This window comes from Streptomyces sp. NPDC007863 (assembly GCF_040633895.1).
Lineage (GTDB): Bacteria > Actinomycetota > Actinomycetes > Streptomycetales > Streptomycetaceae > Streptomyces.
Genome location: NZ_JBEYEI010000030.1, coordinates 1 through 17,385, shown reverse-complemented (window position 1 = coordinate 17,385; position 17,385 = coordinate 1). Strand labels below are relative to the sequence as shown.

Below are 17,385 nucleotides of genomic sequence, written 5' to 3'. Positions count from 1 at the left end.
TCGTCCGACCCTGGAAGCACGACGCCGAACGGTGGTGAGCCCGATGGTTCTCAGGCGACGAGCGGCCGCCCTCGCGGCCGCTGCGGTGCTGCTCCTCACCCCGGCCGTCGCGGCCTGCTCCGACGACGAGCCCGCGACCGGCAACCAGGTCACCACCACCGCCCCACCCGGTATGACGGCCCAGCCGCCCGGCGCCGAGGAGCCCGACGACCCCGCCGCGGCCAAGGAGGAGATCACCCGGAACTGGGCGGCCTTCTTCGACGCGGACACCCCGGCCGCCGAGCGGGTGGGGCTCGTGGAGAACGGCGAGGAGATGGAGGCCGTCCTGGCCGCCTTCGCCGACAACCCGCAGGCCGTGGCGACCAGCGCCGAGGTCACGGACGTGGCCTTCACCTCGTCCTCCGGCGCCGACGTCACCTACGACCTGCTCGTCGGCGGCAACCCGGCGCTCCCCGACTCCCGGGGCACCGCGGTGCTGCAGGACGACACCTGGAAGGTCTCCGTGAAGACCCTGTGCGGTCTGGTGCAGCTCAGCGGTGTCACCGTCGAAGGCTGTTGAGACGGCCGCGGCGCGGTTCCCGGCCCTGCTGCTCGCCCTGCTCCTGCTCCTCCTGGCGGGATGCGGCAGCCGGCTCCCGGAACGCGCCTTCGGGACGCGGCCCACCGCCCACCCCTCCGGCGGTGAGCCGCTCCGCGTCGGCATCATCACCAGCGCCACCAGCCCGGTCGGCGGCGCCGCCCTCACCGGCCCGCGCGACGGCGCCCGCGCCTGGTTCGACGCCCTGAACGCCGCCGGCGGGCTCGACGGGCGCCGGGTCGAGGTCGAGACCTGTGACGACGGCGGCAGCGGCGTCGGCAACACCGCCTGCGTCCGCGAACTCCTCGACGAGAAGAAGGTCTTCGCCCTCGTCGCCACCACCGCCCTCGACTACGAGGGCGCCCCGCTCGTCTCCCGGGCCGGCGTGCCCGACGTCGGCGGCCAGCCCCTCACCCCCGCCTACGAGACCTACCCGCACCTCTACTCGCTCTACGGCAGCTCCGCCCCGCGCACCGGCGCCTCGCCCGGCTGGGACGGCACCCTGTACGGGGGCACCGAGGTGTACCGGTGGTTCGCGCGCGAACGCGGGGCGCGGACCGCCGCCGTCGTCGCGTACGACCAGCCGGCCTCCGCCGCCTACGCCCGGCTCGTCGCCCAGGGGCTGCGGGCGGAGGGCTACCGGGTCGTGGACGAGCGGGTCGACTTCGTCCTGCCGGACTTCCGGGCCGTCGCCGCCGATCTGCGCGAACGCCATGTCGATCTGGTGTTCGACGCGCTGGACGGGCACGGCAACGTCCGGCTGTGCGAGGCGATGGAGGCGCTCGGCGTCCGCGTCGACGCCAAGGTGACGAACGTGCAGAACTGGTCCTCCTCCGTGGCGCGCGACTACGCCCGCGCGCCCGGCTGCCGTGACTCCCTCTGGGTGACCGGGTCGAGCCGCAACGTGGACGAGACCGGGCACCCCGCGGTCCGCGCCTTCCGGGCCGCGATGGGGGAGCGGGAGACCTCCCAGTGGCAGCTGGAGGGCTGGGCGGCCGCCATGTGGTTCACCGACGCGGCCCGCTCCTGTCTCGACCGCCCCGACCGGGGCGGACTCACCCGGACGTGCGTCGAGGCGTATCTGAACCGCCAGGAGCCGTACACCGCACGGGGGTTGCTGCTCCCCGTCCGCTTCGAACACCTGGAGCGCCCGCCCGCCACCCGCGAGACCTGCCTCTCCGTGGCCCGCTGGCGGGACGGGAGCGGCTGGGTGAGCCAGGGGGAGATGACGCGGAACTGCGCGGTCGTCCCCCAGCTCGGTTACCGGCCGTGAGGAGCGCCGCCGTCGGAGCAGTACAGTCGCCCCGACCTACCAACTGACCGGGGGGAACCGGCAGATGCGTATCTCCTTCCTGCTCCACAACGGCTATCACTACGGCGGCACGATCCGGACCACGTTCACGCTCGCCGAACAACTCGCGGAACGGCACGAGGTGGAGATCGTCTCGGTCTTCCGCCACCGTGACCGGCCCCGGCTCGGCCTTCCCTCGGGGGTGACCCTCCGTCACCTCGTCGACCTGCGCGAGGACTCGCCGGAATACGACGGCGACCACCCCGACGCCCACCGCCCCGCCCGCGTCTTCCCGCGCGGCGACGGCCGGTGGAAGCAGTACAGCGCGCTGACCGACGCGCGGATCGGGGACCTGCTGCGCGGGGTGGCGGCGGACGTCCTCGTCGGCACCCGGCCGGGGCTCAACGTCCAGCTGGCCCGGCAGGCGGGGCCGGGGCCCGTCCTCGTCGCCCAGGAACACCTCGTCCTCGACGGGCACAGCCGCCGGCTGCGCCGGGACATCGCTCACGAGTACGCGCTCCTCGACCTCGTCACCACCGTCACCGAGGCCGACGCGCGGTCCTACCGGCGGCTCGGGCTGCCCGGTTCCGTCCGCGTCGAGTCGGTGCCCAACGGGGTGCCCGCGCCCGCGGTGCCGCCCGCCGACCCCGCGTCCCGGGTGGTCGTCGCGGCCGGCCGGCTCACCCGGGTCAAACGTTTCGACGTCCTCGTCGACGCCTTCGCCGAACTGGCCGGCGACCATCCCGACTGGAGCCTGCGGATCTACGGCAGCGGGGACGCCGCGCAGGACCTGCGGGCGCCGCTGACCCGGCAGATCGAGGCCCTCGGGCTCGGCGGACGGGTCCGCCTGATGGGCCAGGTCCACCCCATGGAGCCGGAGTGGGCGAAGGGCTCGATCGCGGCCGTCACCTCCGAGCGGGAGGCCTTCGGCATGACGATCGTGGAGGCGATGCGGTGCGGCCTCCCGGTGGTCGCCGCGGACTGCCCGCACGGGCCGCGCGAGATCGTCGAGGACGGCGTCGACGGCCGGCTCGTCCCCGTCGGGGACCCCCAAGCGGTGGCCCGCGCGCTCGGCGAGCTGATGGCCGACGAGGAGCGGCGGGCCAAGGCGGGCCGGGCCGCCCTCGCGGCGGCGGAACGCTTCGACCCGGCCCGCATCGCCGCCCGCCACGAGCAGCTGTGGACCGAGCTCGTGGACCGCGCCGCCCCCCGCCGCGCCCACTCCCCGGCGGCCGCCGCCCGGCACGCCTGGACCGGCCGGGCCTACGACGCCGCCTACACCGCCAAGGCCGGCGCGGGCCGCACCCTGCGCCGCCTCGGCCTGCGCTGACCCGTCCCGCCGCCGGGGCTACCGGCCCGGCGGCGGGCTCGTGATCCGCATCCGCTCGTAGTGCGCGAACTCCGGGTGGTGCAGGTCGAAGGCGGGGGACTCCGAGCGGATGCGGGGGACGGAGGTGAAGTTGTGGCGCGGCGGCGGGCAGGAGGTGGCCCACTCCAGGGAGCGGCCGTAGCCCCAGGGGTCGTCGGCCCGGACCTTCGGGGCGTACCGCCAGGTGTGCCAGACGTTGTAGAGGAACGGCAGGGTGGAGGTGCCCAGGAGGAAGGCGCCGATGGTCGACAGGGTGTTCAGGGTGGTGAAGCCGTCGGCCGCCAGGTAGTCGGCGTAGCGGCGGGGCATGCCTTCCGCGCCCAGCCAGTGCTGGACGAGGAAGGTGAGGTGGAAGCCGGTGAAGAGGGTCCAGAAGTGGATCTTCCCGAGCCGTTCGTCGAGCATCCGGCCGGTGAACTTCGGCCACCAGAAGTGGAAGCCGGCGAAGGTCGCGAAGACGACCGTGCCGAAGACCGTGTAGTGGAAGTGGGCGACGACGAAGTACGAGTCGGTGACGTGGAAGTCCATCGGCGGCGAGGCCAGGATCACCCCGGTCAGGCCGCCGAAGAGGAAGGACACCAGGAAGCCGGTCGCCCACAGCATCGGGGTCTCGAAGGAGAGCGAGCCCCGCAGCATGGTCCCCGTCCAGTTGAAGAACTTCACCCCGGTCGGCACCGCGATCAGGAAGGACAGGAAGGAGAAGAACGGCAGCAGCACCGCCCCGGTCGCGAACATGTGGTGCGCCCAGACCACCACCGACAGACCCGTGATCGTCATGGTGGCGGCGATCAGGCTGAGGTAGCCGAAGATCGGCTTCCGGGCGAAGACCGGGATGATCTCGCTGATGATGCCGAAGAACGGCAGGGCGATGATGTAGACCTCGGGGTGGCCGAAGAACCAGAAGAGGTGCTGCCAGAGCAGCGCCCCGCCGTTGCCGGGGGCGAAGGTCAGGGCCCCGAACCGGCGGTCCGCCTCCAGGGCGAGCAGCGCCGCCGCGAGGACGGGGAAGGCGATCAGCACCAGGACCGCGGTGAAGAGCACGTTCCAGGTGAAGACCGGCATCCGGAACATGGTCATGCCGGGCGCCCGCATCCCGATGATCGTGGCGAGGAAGTTCACCGAGGTGAGGATCGTGCCGAAGCCGGAGAGCGCGAGCCCCATGATCCACAGGTCGGCGCCGATCCCGGGGGAGCGGACCGCGCTGTTCAGCGGGGCGTAGGCGGTCCAGCCGAAGTCGGGCGCTCCGCTCGGGGTGAGGAAGGAGCCGACGACCATCAGGCCGCCGAGCAGGAACAGCCAGTACGAGAACATGTTCAGGCGCGGGAAGGCCACGTCGGGCGCGCCGATCTGGAGCGGCACCAGCTCGTTGGCGAAGCCCGCGAAGGTCGGGGTCGCGAAGAGCAGCAGCATGATCGTGCCGTGCTGGGTGAAGGCCTGGTTGAACTGCTCGGGGGAGAGGAACTGGATCCCCGGCCGCGCCAGCTCCGCCCTCATCGCCATCGCGAGGACCCCGGCGAACAGGAAGAAGGCGAAGGAGGTCGCCAGATAGAGGTGACCGATCTTCTTGTGGTCGGTGGTGGTGAGCCAGTCGATCAGGATCCGGCCGAGCCGCTCCCGTCCGCCCGATTCCGCCGCGGTGGCCGCAGCCTCGGTCCTCATCGGTGCCTCCGCCCCGTGTTCCGTTCTCCGGCGTCCGGTCAGCGTAAGCATTGTGTAAGGGAACGGTGAGGGAGCGGCGCGCGGACTCCGCCGACATTTCGCCGGTGAATTCCCCCGAACGGTTCGTGCGAACCTCCGGCCGCCTTTTCGAATTACCGGAGAAACGGCCGGAAACAGACGTTCCGCCGTGGCCGGGTCCGTCACGCCGGCTGTCGAGAAGTTGTGACGCAAGCGTGACCGCGAGGGGACTAACGTGAACCCCATGGCACCCATGTCGCGCAGCCCCGAACCACCCCGAGACGCGCCCGAGTCCTATGTGGGCCTCGACGCCGACGGCGCCGGCCGGCTCGCCCGGACGCGCGGCTGGCGCGTCGTCCGGACCCTCCCGCCCGGTGCGATCGTCACCATGGAGTACGTCGCCGGGCGGCTCAACTTCGAGGTCGAGGACGACACCGTCACCCGCTGCTGGATCGGCTGAGTCCGGACGCGCGAAGGGCCCCGACCGCACAGCGCGGTCGGGGCCCTTCGCGTACGGACGGGGCGGGGGTCAGGCGGTGAGGCGGTCCGAGGACGGGCGGGCCGCCCTGGCCCGGCTCGCGGCCGCCCCCACGGTCTCCCTGGCCGGCTCCTCCGCGGCCGGGGCCGGGAAGAGCCGCGGCCCGCCGGAGGCCACCGGCAGCGAGGGCACCAGCCGGCGCCGGGCCCGCAGCCGCTCCCTGATCCGGTCCCGTCGGTCGAGGATCCAGCCCTCCACCGCGGCGATGACCGGCTCGCACCAGGGCAGCGCGAGCAGGATCAGCAGGCCGGCGGCCCAGCCGAGCAGCACGTCGCTGAGCCAGTGGGTGCCGAGGTAGACCGTCGTGAGGCCGACGCCGAGGGCGACCACGGCGGAGAGCGCCGACAGGTAGCGGCGGGCCCGCGGGGTGGTGGCGAGATAGGCCAGGATGCCCCAGGTCACCACCGCGTTCGCGGTGTGACCCGAGGGGAATATGTCGCCGCCCGCGAACAGCTCGGCCGAGCCGACCTGTGTCGCGTAGTGGGGGCCGAGCCGGCCGAGTCCGAGCTTCACCGCGCCGACGGTGACGTTGAGGAGCAGCAGGGCCGCGCCGAGGGAGAGGAGCGGCCGCAGGGTGTGCTGGCGCCAGGAGCGCCAGCCCAGCCAGGCCGCCACCATCACCGCGGTCGGACCGCGCTGGCCGAGGACGACGTAGTAGTCCAGGAAGGCGTGCAGCTCCGGCCACTGCTGGTAGGGACGGAAGAGCATGATCTTCCAGTCGAGGGTCACCAGCCAGGTGGACAGCAGCACCGCCACCACGACGATGAGATAGAACGCCGACGTCCCGCCGAAGAGGGCGAGACGCGTCCGGGTCATCCGCGGGACCTCTATCTTCGGCGGGACCGGCTCCCGGTCCAGCCGGGCAAAGATGTCGGTACGCACCCAATCGACGTTACAGGGGGTGAGGAGACGACCCGGGCGATCCGCTCCCTTCGTGATGACGATGTGATGTGGAGTGGGTCTCAGTCGCCCGCCTTTTCCGGACTCCCGTCGGAAAATCCGATGACCTTCAGCCCTATTGCCGCCGGGGGCGATTCCGGAAGCCTGTTTGCGTGGCACGGAATTACTTCAAACACCCGTCCGTGCGGAATTCCATGCGACGCGCGGGCCGGACGGAGTGGCGTACGCCACACCGGGAGCCTCGCCGGGGTGAGAGGTGCGCCACCCTCCAGGGCCCCGTCCTCGCGTACGCTGACGGCTCACTCGCCCCTCATCGCCGCGCCGCCCACGCACATCAGCCCAGGTCGGCGGCGTCTGCCGAGCGCGAGAGCATCACTTGGAGGTACGCACATGTCGCGGACGATCACGGCCCCAGCAGGACGGCGGGCCGCCGCCGGCGGCGGCGCCAACCGCTGGGCCGTCCTCGTCGTCCTCTGCGTCAGCCTTCTCCTGGTCGCCCTGGACGCGACCATCCTCCACGTCGCCGTCCCCTCGCTCACCGAGAACCTGCGCCCCGGCGCGACCGAGCTGCTCTGGATCGTCGACGCCTACCCGCTGGTCTGCGCCTCGCTGCTGATCCTCTTCGGCACCCTCGGTGACCGGATCGGCCGGCGCCGGGTGCTGCTCCTCGGGTACGGGATCTTCGGCCTCGCCTCGGCCGTCGCCGCCCTCGCCACCGAGCCCTGGGTCCTCATCGCGGCCCGCGCGCTGCTCGGCGTCGGCGGCGCCATGATCATGCCGGCGACGCTCTCCCTCATCCGGACCGTCTTCCCCGACCGGCGCGAGCGCGCCACCGCCATCGGCATCTGGACGGCCGTCGCCGCGATCGGCGCGGCCGCCGGGCCGGTGCTCGGCGGCTTCCTCGTCGAGCACTACTGGTGGGGCTCCGTCTTCCTCATCAACATCCCGCTGATGGCGCTGATCCTGCCGCTCGCCCGCCGGCTCCTGCCCGAGTCCCGGGGGAGCGCGGAAGGGCCCTGGGACGTCCTCGGCGCGCTGATGGCCGCGGCCGGCGTGCTCGGCTGCGTCCTCGGCGTGAAGCGGCTCGGCGCGGGCGAGCCGGCGCTCTCCGCGCTCACCGCCGGACCACTGCTCGCCGGGGCGCTGCTGCTCGTCCTCTTCGTCCGGCGCCAGCGGCGCAGGCCGCACCCGCTGATCGACATGCGGCTCTTCTCCCGGGCCGCCTTCACCACCTCCGTCGGCTGCATCGTCCTCGCCATGCTGGCCCTCGTCGGCCTGGAGCTCATCGCCGTCCAGTACCTCCAGCTGGTCCTCGGGCTCACGCCCCTGGAGACCGGGCTGCGGCTCCTCCCGCTCACCTTCGCCGCCATGGCGGCCGGCGCCACCGGCTCGTACACCCTGCGCCGGATCGGCCCCCGGCGGATGGTCGGCTGGGGCTTCCTGCTCACCGCAGGGGCGGTGCTGCTGCTCACTCTGATGGGCCAGCACGACCGGCCGCTGCTGCTCACCGCCGGCTTCGTCCTGCTCGGCTTCGGCCTCCAGACGACCCTCTTCTCGGCGTACGAGTCGATGCTGAGCGAGGCGCCGCCGCGCAGCGCCGGCGGGGCCGCGGCGATCGGCGAGACCTCGTACCAGCTCGGCGCGGGCATGGGCATCGCCCTGCTCGGCAGCGTCATGAACGCGGCGTACGCCCCCGGCCTCGCGGACGTCCCCGGGGTGCCGGCGGCGGCGAGCGGCGCCGCGGCGAACTCGCTCGGCGAGGCGTACCAGGTGGCCGAGCGGCTCGGCGGCGCGGCCGGCGAGGCCCTGCACGCGGCCGCGCGCCACGCCTTCGTCGACGGCCTGCACCTCACGCTCTTCGTCAGCGCGGGTCTGCTCCTCGCCGGGGCCGCGATGGCCCTGCGGCTGCCCCGGGTGATGGAGTGCCCGGTGGACGTGGAGGCGGCGGTCGAGGAGGCCGCGGCGGAAGCGGCGGCGCTGGCGGAGGCGAAGACGGCGGGCCGGTGCGCGCCCCCGGCGGAGTCCCGGCCCGCGGGCCCGGCCATGGTCCCCGGCCAGCCGGCCGGCTCCCCGGCCGAGCAGCGTCCGTCCGCCGCGTCCTGTCCGGCCCCGCATCCGGCGCCCGGTCCCGCGGAGCCGATGACCGGCGCGGCCACGAGCGGTCACTGAGCGCGAGCGGCCACTGCGTACGAGAGGCCGCCGAGTACGAGCCGGTACGGCGGGCGAGCGGCCCCCGAGGCTCCTGGTCCCGGACATGCGGCCGGCCCGGTCCGCGGGCGGGTCCGGGCCGGAGGGCGTCGGTCGGGTCGGGGCGCTGCGGGCGGGGTCAGCTCTGGTTGAAGAAACCGTCCTGCTGACGACGGCCGGACTCGCTGACGATCTCGGTGTCGGCGGGCGTCAGCAGGAAGACCCGGGTCGCGACGCGCTCGATCGAGCCGCGCAGCCCGAAGGCGAGGCCGGCGGTGAAGTCCACGACCCGCTTGGCGTCGTTCGGCTCCATGGCGGTCAGGTTCACGATCACCGGCACGCCGTCCCGGAAGAGCTCGCCGATGGCCCGGGCGTCCCGGAAGCTGTCGGGCGAGACGGTGGCGATCCGGCGGCCCCGGTCCTCGGCGGTGTCCGAGGCGACCCGGACCCGGGGGTCCGTCACCCAGGCGTCGCCGCTCTCGGCACCGTCGGCGTACTCGTCGTCGTAGTAACGCTCGTCGTTGTCCTCGACGAGTCCCAGCCAGGCACTCGCCTTGCGCACCGATCCCATGGACGCCTCCTTTCACGCGGTCACTGCGGTCACTTGTGGTTCCGCACTCCCTATCGTCGTCCATGATGCGGATCGCGCGCCAAGTGGATAGGCGCCGCGCAGGGGATTCGTGACGGTACTGGTGCAGAACGTGAGGCCCGAAATCTGGCGAATCGTCAGGAAACTTGGGGTATGCGGCGCCTGATGGAGGGCCATGCTGCTGAAAATATGAAAGTCGGTCCAGAAGGGTGACGTCGGGCGCGTACGGGTGAACGCGCCCCTCGCTACGATGCCGCGACACGCTCTCGCACCGCACCACGGGGGATGGAATTGTTCGGAATAGTCCGACCCTGCACACACCGGCTCACCGACCACCTGAAGACCCAGTGGATGGCCCACCTCTGCGGCCTGTGCCTGGCCCTGCGCGCCGACCACGGTCAGTTCGCCCGGGTCGTCACCAACTACGACGGGCTCATCGTCTCGGTCCTGACGGAGGCTCAGACCGGCGTCACCGACTCCGGCCGCCGCACCGCGGGCCCCTGCCCGCTGCGCGCCATGCGCACCGCGCCCGTCGCGCGCGGCGAGGGCGCCCGGCTCGCCGCCGCCGTCTCGCTCGTCCTCGCCTCGGCCAAGGTCCGCGACCACGTCGCCGACCGGGACGGTCTCCTCGCCCGCCGCCCGGTCGCCGCCGCGGCCCGCCGGGTCGCCCGCTCCTGGGACAAGGCCGGTGCCCGCGCGGGCCACGCGGTCGGCTTCGACACCGCCGTCCTCGTCGACGCCGTGGACCGCCAGACCGGCATCGAGTCCCTCGCCGGGCCCGGCACTTCGCTGCTCGTGGTCACCGAGCCCACCGAGACCGCCACCGCCGCCGCCTTCGCGCACACCGCGCTCCTCGCCGGGCGGCCCGGGAACGCCGACGCGCTCGCCGAGGCCGGCCGGCTCTTCGGCCGCCTCGCCCACCTCCTCGACGCCGTCGAGGACCAGGCCGCCGACGCCGAGGCGGGAGCCTGGAACCCGCTCACCGCCACCGGCACCTCCCGCGAGGAGGCCCGCCGGCTCGCCGACGACGCCCTGCACGGCATCCGGCTGGCCCTCAAGGACGCCGAGTTCACCGACGGCAAGCTCGTCCACCAGCTCCTCGCGCACGAACTGCGCGTCTCCGTCGACCGCGCCTTCGGCACCACCACCTGCTCCCACGTCGGCGGCGGCGCCCCCGCGCACGCCCACGGCCCGGTGCCCGGCAACCCGTACGCCCCGGGCGGGCCGGTCCCCGACAACCCCTACGCCCCCGGCCCCGGCGGTCCCGCGGGCCCGGGCGGCCCCTGGAACCCCGACCCGGGCGGCGGCGGAGGCGGCTTCGGCCCCTTCCCGCCCGGGCCGCCGCACCGCAACCGGCGCGGTCTGATCGCCGGTTGCGCGGTCTGGGCCGGCCTCGCCTGCACCTGCCAGATGTGCTGCGGCACCTACGAGGACCCGTGGAGCCGGGAGCGCAAGGACGGCCTCTGCCAGCAGTGCGACTGCGGCAGCTGCTGCGACGGCTGTGACTGCTGCTCCAACTGCTGCTCGTGCGGCGGCGAGGACGGCTGCTGCGGCTGTGACTGCAACTGCGACTGCGGCAGCTGCTGATCCGGGACCGCCGGGGCGGGGGCCGTACGTCCCCCGGCCCCGCCCCGGCGTCCCGCGAGTCCCCGGCCCCGTCCTGGAGTCCGCATGACCTCCTCCCTGGTGATCGTCGGTGCCGGGCCGCGCGGCACCGGCTTCCTGGAGCGGCTCGCCGCCGCCGTGCCCGGGCTGTACGGCGGGCGGCCGCTCGACGTGCACCTCGTCGACCCGTACCCGCCGGGGCCCGGCCGGATCTGGCGCACCGCGCAGTCCCCGCTGCTCCTGATGAACTCCCGGGCCGGGGACGTCACCGTCTTCACCGACGACACCGTCCGCCTCGAAGGGCCGGTGCGCCCCGGACCCACGCTCGCCGACTGGTCCGGGACCGACGGCCGCCGCTTCGCCACCCGCCCCGAACTGGGCGCCTATCTGGGCTGGGCGTACGCCCGGGCCAAGGCCGCCCTGCCCGCCACCGTCACCCTCCACGAGCACCGCACCACCGCCCTGCGGGTCGAAGGACCCCGCGAGGGCCCGCAGTTCGTCCGGCTCGCCGGGCGTCCCGAGCCGCTGCGCGCCGACCTCGTCGTCCTCGCCCTCGGCCACCTCGACGCCGAACCCGACGCCGGACAGCGGGAACTGGCCGCCTTCGCCGCCCGCCACGGCCTCGTCCACCTGCCGCCGGGACCCACCGCCGACCTCGACCCCTCCGTCCTCCCGGCCGGCGAGCCCGTCCTCGTCCGGGGCCTCGGCCTCGCCTTCGTCGACCTGATGGCGCTGCTCACCGAGGGACGCGGCGGCCGGTACGAGAGGGCGGGGGACGCGCTCGTGTACGTGCCCTCGGGGCGGGAGCCGGTGCTGTACGCGGGCTCCCGCCGGGGCGTCCCGTACCCCGCGAAGCCCGGCTACGCGCTCGACGGCGAACGGCCGCCGCTGCCCCGCCACTTCGGCCCCGCCCGGGTCGACGCCCTGCTCGCCGCGGACCGGCCGCTGGACTTCCGGCGCGAGGTCTGGCCGCACATCGCCCGGGAGCTCGGCGGGGCCCACTACCACCGCCTCTTCGCCGCCCACCCGGAGCGCGTCGCCGGCCCCTGGGCCGCGTTCGACGCCCGCTGGTCCGCCGCCGCGCCGGACGACCCCGGCCTCGCCGCCTTCGTCGCCGCCGCCGTCCCCGACCCGGCCGACCGCTTCGACCCCGAGGCCCTCGACCACCCCCTCGCAGGGCTGCGCGCCCCGAGCGCCGAGGCGCTCCAGGAGGAGCTGCGCCGCCATGTCGCCGCCGGTCTGGCGCGCCGTCACGACCCCGCCCACAGCGCCGACGCGGCCCTCGTCGCCGCCCTCGACTCCGTCTACGGACAGCTCGGCCGGCTCGCCCACCGGACCGACACCGGCGACTGGTGGCACGGCTTCTACAGCCACCTCGGCTCCGGCCCGCCCGCCTCCCGGCTGCGCCGGCTGCTCGCCCTCTCCGAGGCCGGCGTCGTCCGCTTCCTCGGCCCCCGCCTCGCCGTCGGGACCGACGGCCGGCGCGGCGTCTTCCGGGCCTCCTCGCCGGCCGTGCCCGGTCCCGGCACCGAGGCCCGCGCCCTCGTCGAGGCCCGGCTGCCCGCCGCCACCGTCACCGGCACCGCGAGCCCGCTGCTGCGCGGCCTGTACGAGGACGGCGCCCGGGCCACCCCCGGCGGGCTGCTCGCCGTGGACCCCGCCGACGGGCGGATCGTCCAGCGGGACGGCCGTCCGCACCCGCGCCGGATCGCCCTCGGCCCGTACACCACGGCCGGGGTGGGCGGCGGCTTCGCCCGGCCCCGGTCCGGCGGACCCGCCTTCGCGCAGAACGACGCCGCCGCCCGGGCCGCCCTCGCCCTGCTGCGGGGGGTCGCACCCCGGGCATCAGGCGCCGGTGTGGAAGGGTGGAACACCATGAGCGACACCACGAGCAGCACCGAGACCACCGACGCGGCGGGGGAGTGGCGGGACTGGCACGAGCGGCGCGAGGCGGCGGTGGCCTCCTCGTACGGCCCGCTCTCCCTCACCGGCACCCACTGGCTCGCGGACTTCCCCGACGGCACGCTGCCGGACCTGCCGGGGGAGTGGCGGGAGGACGGCGACGAGGTCGTCCTGACGGCGGACGCCGGGGACGGGCTCACCGTCGACGGCGAGCCCTTCGCCGGCACCGTCCGGCTCACCGCCGACCACGCGCCGGTCCACGAGTCCCGGGTCGAGTCGGCGGGCCGCCGGATCATGGTGATGCGCCGCGAAGGACTGTGGGCGGTACGGGACTTCGACCCCGGCTCGGCGGCGCGCCGGGCCTTCCGGGGCATCGAGGCCACGCCGTACGACCCGCGCTGGGTGGTGCCGGGGGTCTACCGGCCGTACGAGGAGGGGCGCAGCGTCCGGGTGGAGAACGCGGACGGCAGGGAGCGCGGGCTCGGGCTCTCCGGCGAGGTCGTCTTCGAGCTCGACGGGCGGGTGCACGCGCTCCAGGTGGCGGTGGAGGAGGACGGTTCGCTCTGGGCGGTCTTCGCGGACGCCACCAGCGGGCGGTCCACCTTCCGCTTCCGCTTCCTGCGCCCGGCGGCGCCGGACGAGGACGGCGCGGTGACGGTGGACCTCAACCGGGCGCTGCTGCCGCCGTGCGCCTTCGCGGACCACTTCATCTGCCCCTTCCCGCCGCCGGGGAACACCCTCGACCTTGCCGTGGAGGCGGGGGAGCGGCGGGTGCTGACGGGCTGACCTCCGGCCTTCCGCAATCCGGACGACGGGTGCCCCGGAACGGTACGGCCGGGGCGCCGGTGTGTGCGGCGGTCTTGTGCGTCCGGCCGGGAGGCGGCACCATCACTGGCGGTGGATGTCAGGGACACGTCACCTGATGGCGCCTCACGGGCCTCTCACCCCCCGGGCCCCCTCCGCTTTTCCCAGAAGGATGTGAGGAGCACAGTGAGGATCAAGCGCACCCGTCTGCTCGCCGTCGCCGCCGGACTCGCGGCCGTCACCGCCCTCGGGCTCCCCGGGGCCCAGGCCGCGCCCGCCCCCGGCCCGGCCCCCGCCGCCCAGCTGGCCCGCGCCGAGTCGGCGGTCGACGCCGCCGGGGTCGGCGGCGTCGCCTGGTACGTCGACAAGGCCGCCGGCCGGGTCGTCGTCACCGCCGACTCGACCGTCTCCGAGGCGGAGCTCGCGAAGGTCCGCTCGGCGGCCGGTGCCGACTCCGGCGCCCTGCGCGTCCAGCGCGACCCCGGCGTCTTCAAGCCCCTCCTCGGCGCCGGCGACGCCATCTACGGCAACGGCTACCGCTGCTCGCTCGGCTTCAACGTGCGCAGCGGCTCCACGTACTACTTCCTCACCGCCGGCCACTGCGGCAACGTGGTGAACACCTGGTACGCCAACTCCGCCCAGTCCACCCTGATCGGCGCCACCGTCGGCTCCAGCTTCCCGGGCAACGACTACGCCCTGGTCCGCTACGACAACACCTCGCTCGCCCACACCGGCGGCTTCACCGCCGCCGACGCCTACGTCGGCGAGTCCGTCAAGCGCTCCGGCTCCACCACCGGCACCCGCAGCGGCACGGTGACCGGCCTCAACGCCACCGTCCGCTACTCCGGCGGCGGCACGGTGAAGGGCATGATCCAGACCAACGTCTGCGCCGAGCCCGGCGACTCCGGCGGCGCGCTGTACGACGGCACGAAGGCGCTCGGCCTCACCTCCGGCGGCAGCGGCAACTGCTCGACCGGCGGCACCACGTTCTACCAGCCGGTGCCGGAGGCGCTCGCCAAGTACGGGGTCTCCCTGTACTGACCCGGCCCCGCTTCGGGAAGTCCCGCTTCGGGAAGTCCCCGCCTCGGGAAGTCCCCGCTTCGGAAGCCCCTGGCCGTGCGGCCGGGGGCTTCCCCTCCCAAGATCTTGTGAATCCGTTCACAAAAGGACTTCCGACCCCCTCCCGAGGGTCTTTCCGCGCCTCTTTTCCCAGGTCAACGGGTGTCGAATGGAGGAGACGAAGAAACCAGGGACCGGTGAAGGAGGCCCGTCATGGAGGCCAAGGAGATGGTGGAAGGACTCGTCGGCCGGGCGCTCGGGGCGCTCGCGGAGTTCGAGGCCCTCGACCAGGAGCGGGTCGACCACATCGTCAAGAAGGCGTCGCTCGCGGCCCTCGCCGCCCACGGCGAGCTGGCCCGCCTCGCCGTCGAGGAGACCGGCCGCGGCCTCTTCGAGGACAAGGCCGTCAAGAACCTCTTCGCCTGCGAGCACGTCACCCACTCGATGGCCGGCCTGAAGACCGCCGGGGTGATCCGCCGCGACGAGCTGAACGGCATCACGGAGATCGCCGAGCCCGTCGGCGTCGTCTGCGCGATGACCCCGGTCACCAACCCCACCTCGACCACCGTCTTCAAGGCGCTCATCGCCCTCAAGACCCGCAACCCGATCGTCTTCGCCTTCCACCCCTCCGCGCAGCACTGCTCCGCCGAGGCCGCCCGCGTCGTCCGCGACGCCGCCGTCGCCGCCGGAGCCCCCGCCGGCTGCGTCCAGTGGATCGAGGAACCCTCCATGGAGGCCACCGGCCTCCTCATGCGCCACGACGGCGTCTCCACCATCCTCGCCACCGGCGGCAACGCCATGGTCGAGGCCGCCTACTCGTGCGGCAAGCCCGCCCTCGGCGTCGGCGCCGGAAACGTCCCCGCCTACGTCGCCAAGGACGCCGGGCTCCGGCGCGCGATCCACGACATCGTCCTCTCCAAGGCCTTCGACAACGGCATGATCTGCGCCTCCGAGCAGGCCGTCATCCTCGACGCCGAGGTGTACGAGGAGGGCATCGCCGAGTTCGAGCGGCTCGGCGCCCACGTCGTCACCGCCGCCGAGAAGGCCAAGCTGGAGGAGTACCTCTTCGGCGCCACCGCCTACGGCACGAACTGCGGCGGGGCCAAGCTCAACGCGGCCGTCGTCGGCAAGTCCCCGGTGTGGATCGCCGGACAGGCCGGCTTCGAGGTCCCCGAGGGCACCTCGATCCTGCTCGCCGAGTGCGCCGAGGTCGGCGAGAACGAACCCCTCACCCGGGAGAAGCTCTCCCCGGTGCTCGCCGCCCTCAAGGCCGGCTCCACCGAGCAGGGCCTCGAACTGTCCGCCGCCATGGTCGAGTTCCACGGCCTCGGGCACAGCGCCGCCATCCACACCGAGGACGAGGCGCTCGCCGAGGAGTTCGGCCGGCGGGTCAAGGCGATCCGCGTCATCGTCAACGCCCCCTCCACCTTCGGCGGCATCGGCGACGTCTACAACGCCTTCCTCCCCTCCCTCACCCTCGGCTGCGGCTCCTACGGGCACAACTCCGTCTCGGACAACGTCACCGCGGTGAACCTGATCAACGTCAAGCGGATCGGACGGCGCAACACCAACATGCAGTGGTACAAGATCCCGCCGAAGATCTACTTCGAGCGCAACGCCATCCGGTACCTCGGCGAGATGGAGGGGCTGAAGCGGGTCACGATCGTCACCGACAGGACCATGGGCGAGATCGGCTTCGTCGCCAAGGTCACCGACATCCTGAACGGACGCGCCGAGCCCGTCGCGATCCAGGTGATCGACGACGTCGAGCCCAACCCCGAGCTCGCCACCGTCCGGGCCGGCGCCGCCGCCATGCGGGACTTCCGGCCGGACACCATCATCGCCCTCGGCGGCGGCTCCCCGATGGACGCGGCGAAGATCATGTGGCTGATGTACGAGCGGCCCGAGGTCGAGTTCGCGGACACCAAGGAGAAGTTCTTCGACATCCGCAAGCGCGCCTACACCTTCCCCAAGCTGGGCGAGAAGGCCAGGCTGGTCGCCGTCCCGACCACCTCCGGCACCGGCAGCGAGGTCACCCCCTTCGCCGTCATCTCCGACCCCGAGGCCGCGCAGAAGTACCCGCTCGCCGACTACGCCCTCACCCCGGACGTCGCCATCGTCGACCCCGTCCTCCCGCTGCACCTCCCGCCGACCGTCACCGCCGACTCCGGCTTCGACGCCCTGACCCACGCCACCGAGGCGTACGTCTCGGCCTACGCCAACGACTTCACCGACGGCCAGTGTCTCCAGGCGATCAGGCTGATCTTCGAGAACCTGGAGACCTGTGTGACGCAGGGCGCGAAGGCGCCCGAGGCCCGCGAGAGGATGCACAACGCCTCCACCATCGCCGGCATGGCCTTCGCCAACGCCTTCCTCGGCCTCGTCCACGCCATGGCCCACACCCTCGGCAACACCTTCCACGTCGCCCACGGCCGCGCCAACGCGCTGCTCCTGCCGCACGTCATCCGGCACAACGGCACCGTCACCCACAAGGCCGTCCCGTGGCCCAAGGCCGAGGTCTACCGGGCGCCCGAGCGCTACCAGGAGATCGCCCGCATGCTGGGCCTGCCGGCCGCGACGCCGGAGGAGGGCGTGGAGTCGTACGCCCGGGCCGTCGAGGAGCTGCGCGAGCGGTGCGGCATCCCGGCGGGCTTCCGGGCCGAGGGCGTCGACGAGACGGCCTACATGGAGGCCCTGCAGCGGCAGGCGATGAACGCCTACGCCGACCAGTGCGCCCCGGCCAACCCGCGGATGCCGATGATCGACGAGATGAAGGAGCTGATGGTCCGGGCCTACTACGGCGAGTAGTCCGCCCGGAGACGTGGGGGGGGGCCCCCCCCGGCGGGGGGCGGCGCACCGAGACCGCGAACGCCCAGGTGCCCGGCAC

The 17,385-nt window shown here is 73.7% G+C and carries 12 protein-coding genes and 1 pseudogene; 10 read left to right on the top strand and 3 right to left on the bottom strand.

What is annotated here, in order from left to right; all coding sequences use genetic code 11:
* The first annotated feature begins 43 nt into the window (after window positions 1–43).
* The 3 genes from ABZ621_RS34330 to ABZ621_RS34320 all read left to right on the top strand — a co-directional run bounded on the left by ABZ621_RS34330 (window position 44) and on the right by ABZ621_RS34320 (window position 3,198).
* Window positions 44–559, top strand: a complete 516-nt coding sequence (locus tag ABZ621_RS34330) for a hypothetical protein (RefSeq protein WP_360610599.1) — start codon at window positions 44–46, stop codon at window positions 557–559.
* Entirely contained in the window at window positions 537–1,850 is a 1,314-nt protein-coding gene (locus tag ABZ621_RS34325) for an ABC transporter substrate-binding protein (RefSeq protein WP_360610597.1), read from the top strand. The genes ABZ621_RS34330 and ABZ621_RS34325 overlap by 23 nt, the downstream gene beginning before the upstream one ends.
* A 64-nt stretch (window positions 1,851–1,914) precedes the next feature.
* Window positions 1,915–3,198, top strand: a complete 1,284-nt coding sequence (locus tag ABZ621_RS34320; protein WP_360610595.1) for a glycosyltransferase — start codon at window positions 1,915–1,917, stop codon at window positions 3,196–3,198.
* An 18-nt stretch (window positions 3,199–3,216) separates the two neighbouring features.
* Here the strand turns inward: ABZ621_RS34320 and ctaD are convergent, their stop codons facing one another.
* On the bottom strand, window positions 3,217–4,896 hold the full coding sequence (gene ctaD / locus ABZ621_RS34315; protein WP_360610593.1) for a cytochrome c oxidase subunit I: 1,680 nt from the start codon (window positions 4,894–4,896) through the stop codon (window positions 3,217–3,219).
* A gap of 262 nt (window positions 4,897–5,158) precedes the next feature.
* Here ctaD and ABZ621_RS34310 point away from each other — a divergent pair, with 262 nt between their 5' ends.
* A complete protein-coding gene (locus tag ABZ621_RS34310; protein ID WP_360610592.1) occupies window positions 5,159–5,374 on the top strand; it encodes an I78 family peptidase inhibitor in 216 nt (71 codons plus the stop codon).
* A 69-nt stretch (window positions 5,375–5,443) separates the two neighbouring features.
* On the opposite strand, the gene ABZ621_RS34305 is transcribed toward ABZ621_RS34310, so the two are convergent.
* On the bottom strand, window positions 5,444–6,334 hold the full coding sequence (locus ABZ621_RS34305; protein ID WP_360610590.1) for a phosphatase PAP2 family protein: 891 nt from the start codon (window positions 6,332–6,334) through the stop codon (window positions 5,444–5,446).
* 408 nt (window positions 6,335–6,742) lie between these two features.
* On the opposite strand from ABZ621_RS34305, the gene ABZ621_RS34300 reads away from it, so the two are divergent.
* Complete coding sequence (locus ABZ621_RS34300; protein ID WP_360610589.1) at window positions 6,743–8,521, top strand: MFS transporter; 1,779 nt, start codon at window positions 6,743–6,745, stop codon at window positions 8,519–8,521.
* 157 nt (window positions 8,522–8,678) lie between these two features.
* On the opposite strand, the gene sepF is transcribed toward ABZ621_RS34300, so the two are convergent.
* Window positions 8,679–9,110: a cell division protein SepF gene (sepF, locus tag ABZ621_RS34295; RefSeq protein WP_169092496.1), complete on the bottom strand. Its 432-nt coding sequence runs from the start codon at window positions 9,108–9,110 to the stop codon at window positions 8,679–8,681.
* Between the two features lie 309 nt (window positions 9,111–9,419).
* Between sepF and ABZ621_RS34290 the strand changes: the two genes are divergently transcribed.
* The 5 genes and pseudogenes from ABZ621_RS34290 (at window position 9,420) to adhE (ending at window position 17,306) form a co-directional block, all read left to right on the top strand.
* Window positions 9,420–10,715 (top strand): DUF5685 family protein, encoded by a 1,296-nt coding sequence (locus ABZ621_RS34290; RefSeq protein WP_360610587.1) that lies wholly within the window; start codon window positions 9,420–9,422, stop codon window positions 10,713–10,715.
* A gap of 84 nt (window positions 10,716–10,799) precedes the next feature.
* Window positions 10,800–12,560, top strand: a pseudogene (locus ABZ621_RS34285) (FAD/NAD(P)-binding protein); the annotation flags it as partial.
* 48 nt (window positions 12,561–12,608) lie between these two features.
* Window positions 12,609–13,421 (top strand): DUF1684 domain-containing protein, encoded by an 813-nt coding sequence (locus tag ABZ621_RS34280; protein WP_360610669.1) that lies wholly within the window; start codon window positions 12,609–12,611, stop codon window positions 13,419–13,421.
* Between the two features lie 204 nt (window positions 13,422–13,625).
* Window positions 13,626–14,480: a S1 family peptidase gene (locus ABZ621_RS34275; RefSeq protein ID WP_360610586.1), complete on the top strand. Its 855-nt coding sequence runs from the start codon at window positions 13,626–13,628 to the stop codon at window positions 14,478–14,480.
* Window positions 14,481–14,711: 231 nt separating this feature from the next.
* Complete coding sequence (adhE, locus tag ABZ621_RS34270; protein ID WP_360610585.1) at window positions 14,712–17,306, top strand: bifunctional acetaldehyde-CoA/alcohol dehydrogenase; 2,595 nt, start codon at window positions 14,712–14,714, stop codon at window positions 17,304–17,306.
* Window positions 17,307–17,385: the final 79 nt, after the last annotated feature.

What these genes read in the sequence shown, in the direction of transcription:
- ABZ621_RS34330 (WP_360610599.1), top strand. Translation starts at nt 44, where the DNA reads ATGGTTCTCAGGCGACGAGCGGCCGCCCTCGCGGCCGCTGCGGTGCTG.
- ABZ621_RS34320 (WP_360610595.1), top strand. Translation starts at nt 1,915, where the DNA reads ATGCGTATCTCCTTCCTGCTCCACAACGGCTATCACTACGGCGGCACG.
- ctaD (WP_360610593.1), bottom strand. Translation starts at nt 4,896, where the DNA reads ATGAGGACCGAGGCTGCGGCCACCGCGGCGGAATCGGGCGGACGGGAG.
- ABZ621_RS34310 (WP_360610592.1), top strand. Translation starts at nt 5,159, where the DNA reads ATGGCACCCATGTCGCGCAGCCCCGAACCACCCCGAGACGCGCCCGAG.
- ABZ621_RS34300 (WP_360610589.1), top strand. Translation starts at nt 6,743, where the DNA reads ATGTCGCGGACGATCACGGCCCCAGCAGGACGGCGGGCCGCCGCCGGC.
- sepF (WP_169092496.1), bottom strand. Translation starts at nt 9,110, where the DNA reads ATGGGATCGGTGCGCAAGGCGAGTGCCTGGCTGGGACTCGTCGAGGAC.
- ABZ621_RS34280 (WP_360610669.1), top strand. Translation starts at nt 12,609, where the DNA reads ATGAGCGACACCACGAGCAGCACCGAGACCACCGACGCGGCGGGGGAG.
- adhE (WP_360610585.1), top strand. Translation starts at nt 14,712, where the DNA reads ATGGAGGCCAAGGAGATGGTGGAAGGACTCGTCGGCCGGGCGCTCGGG.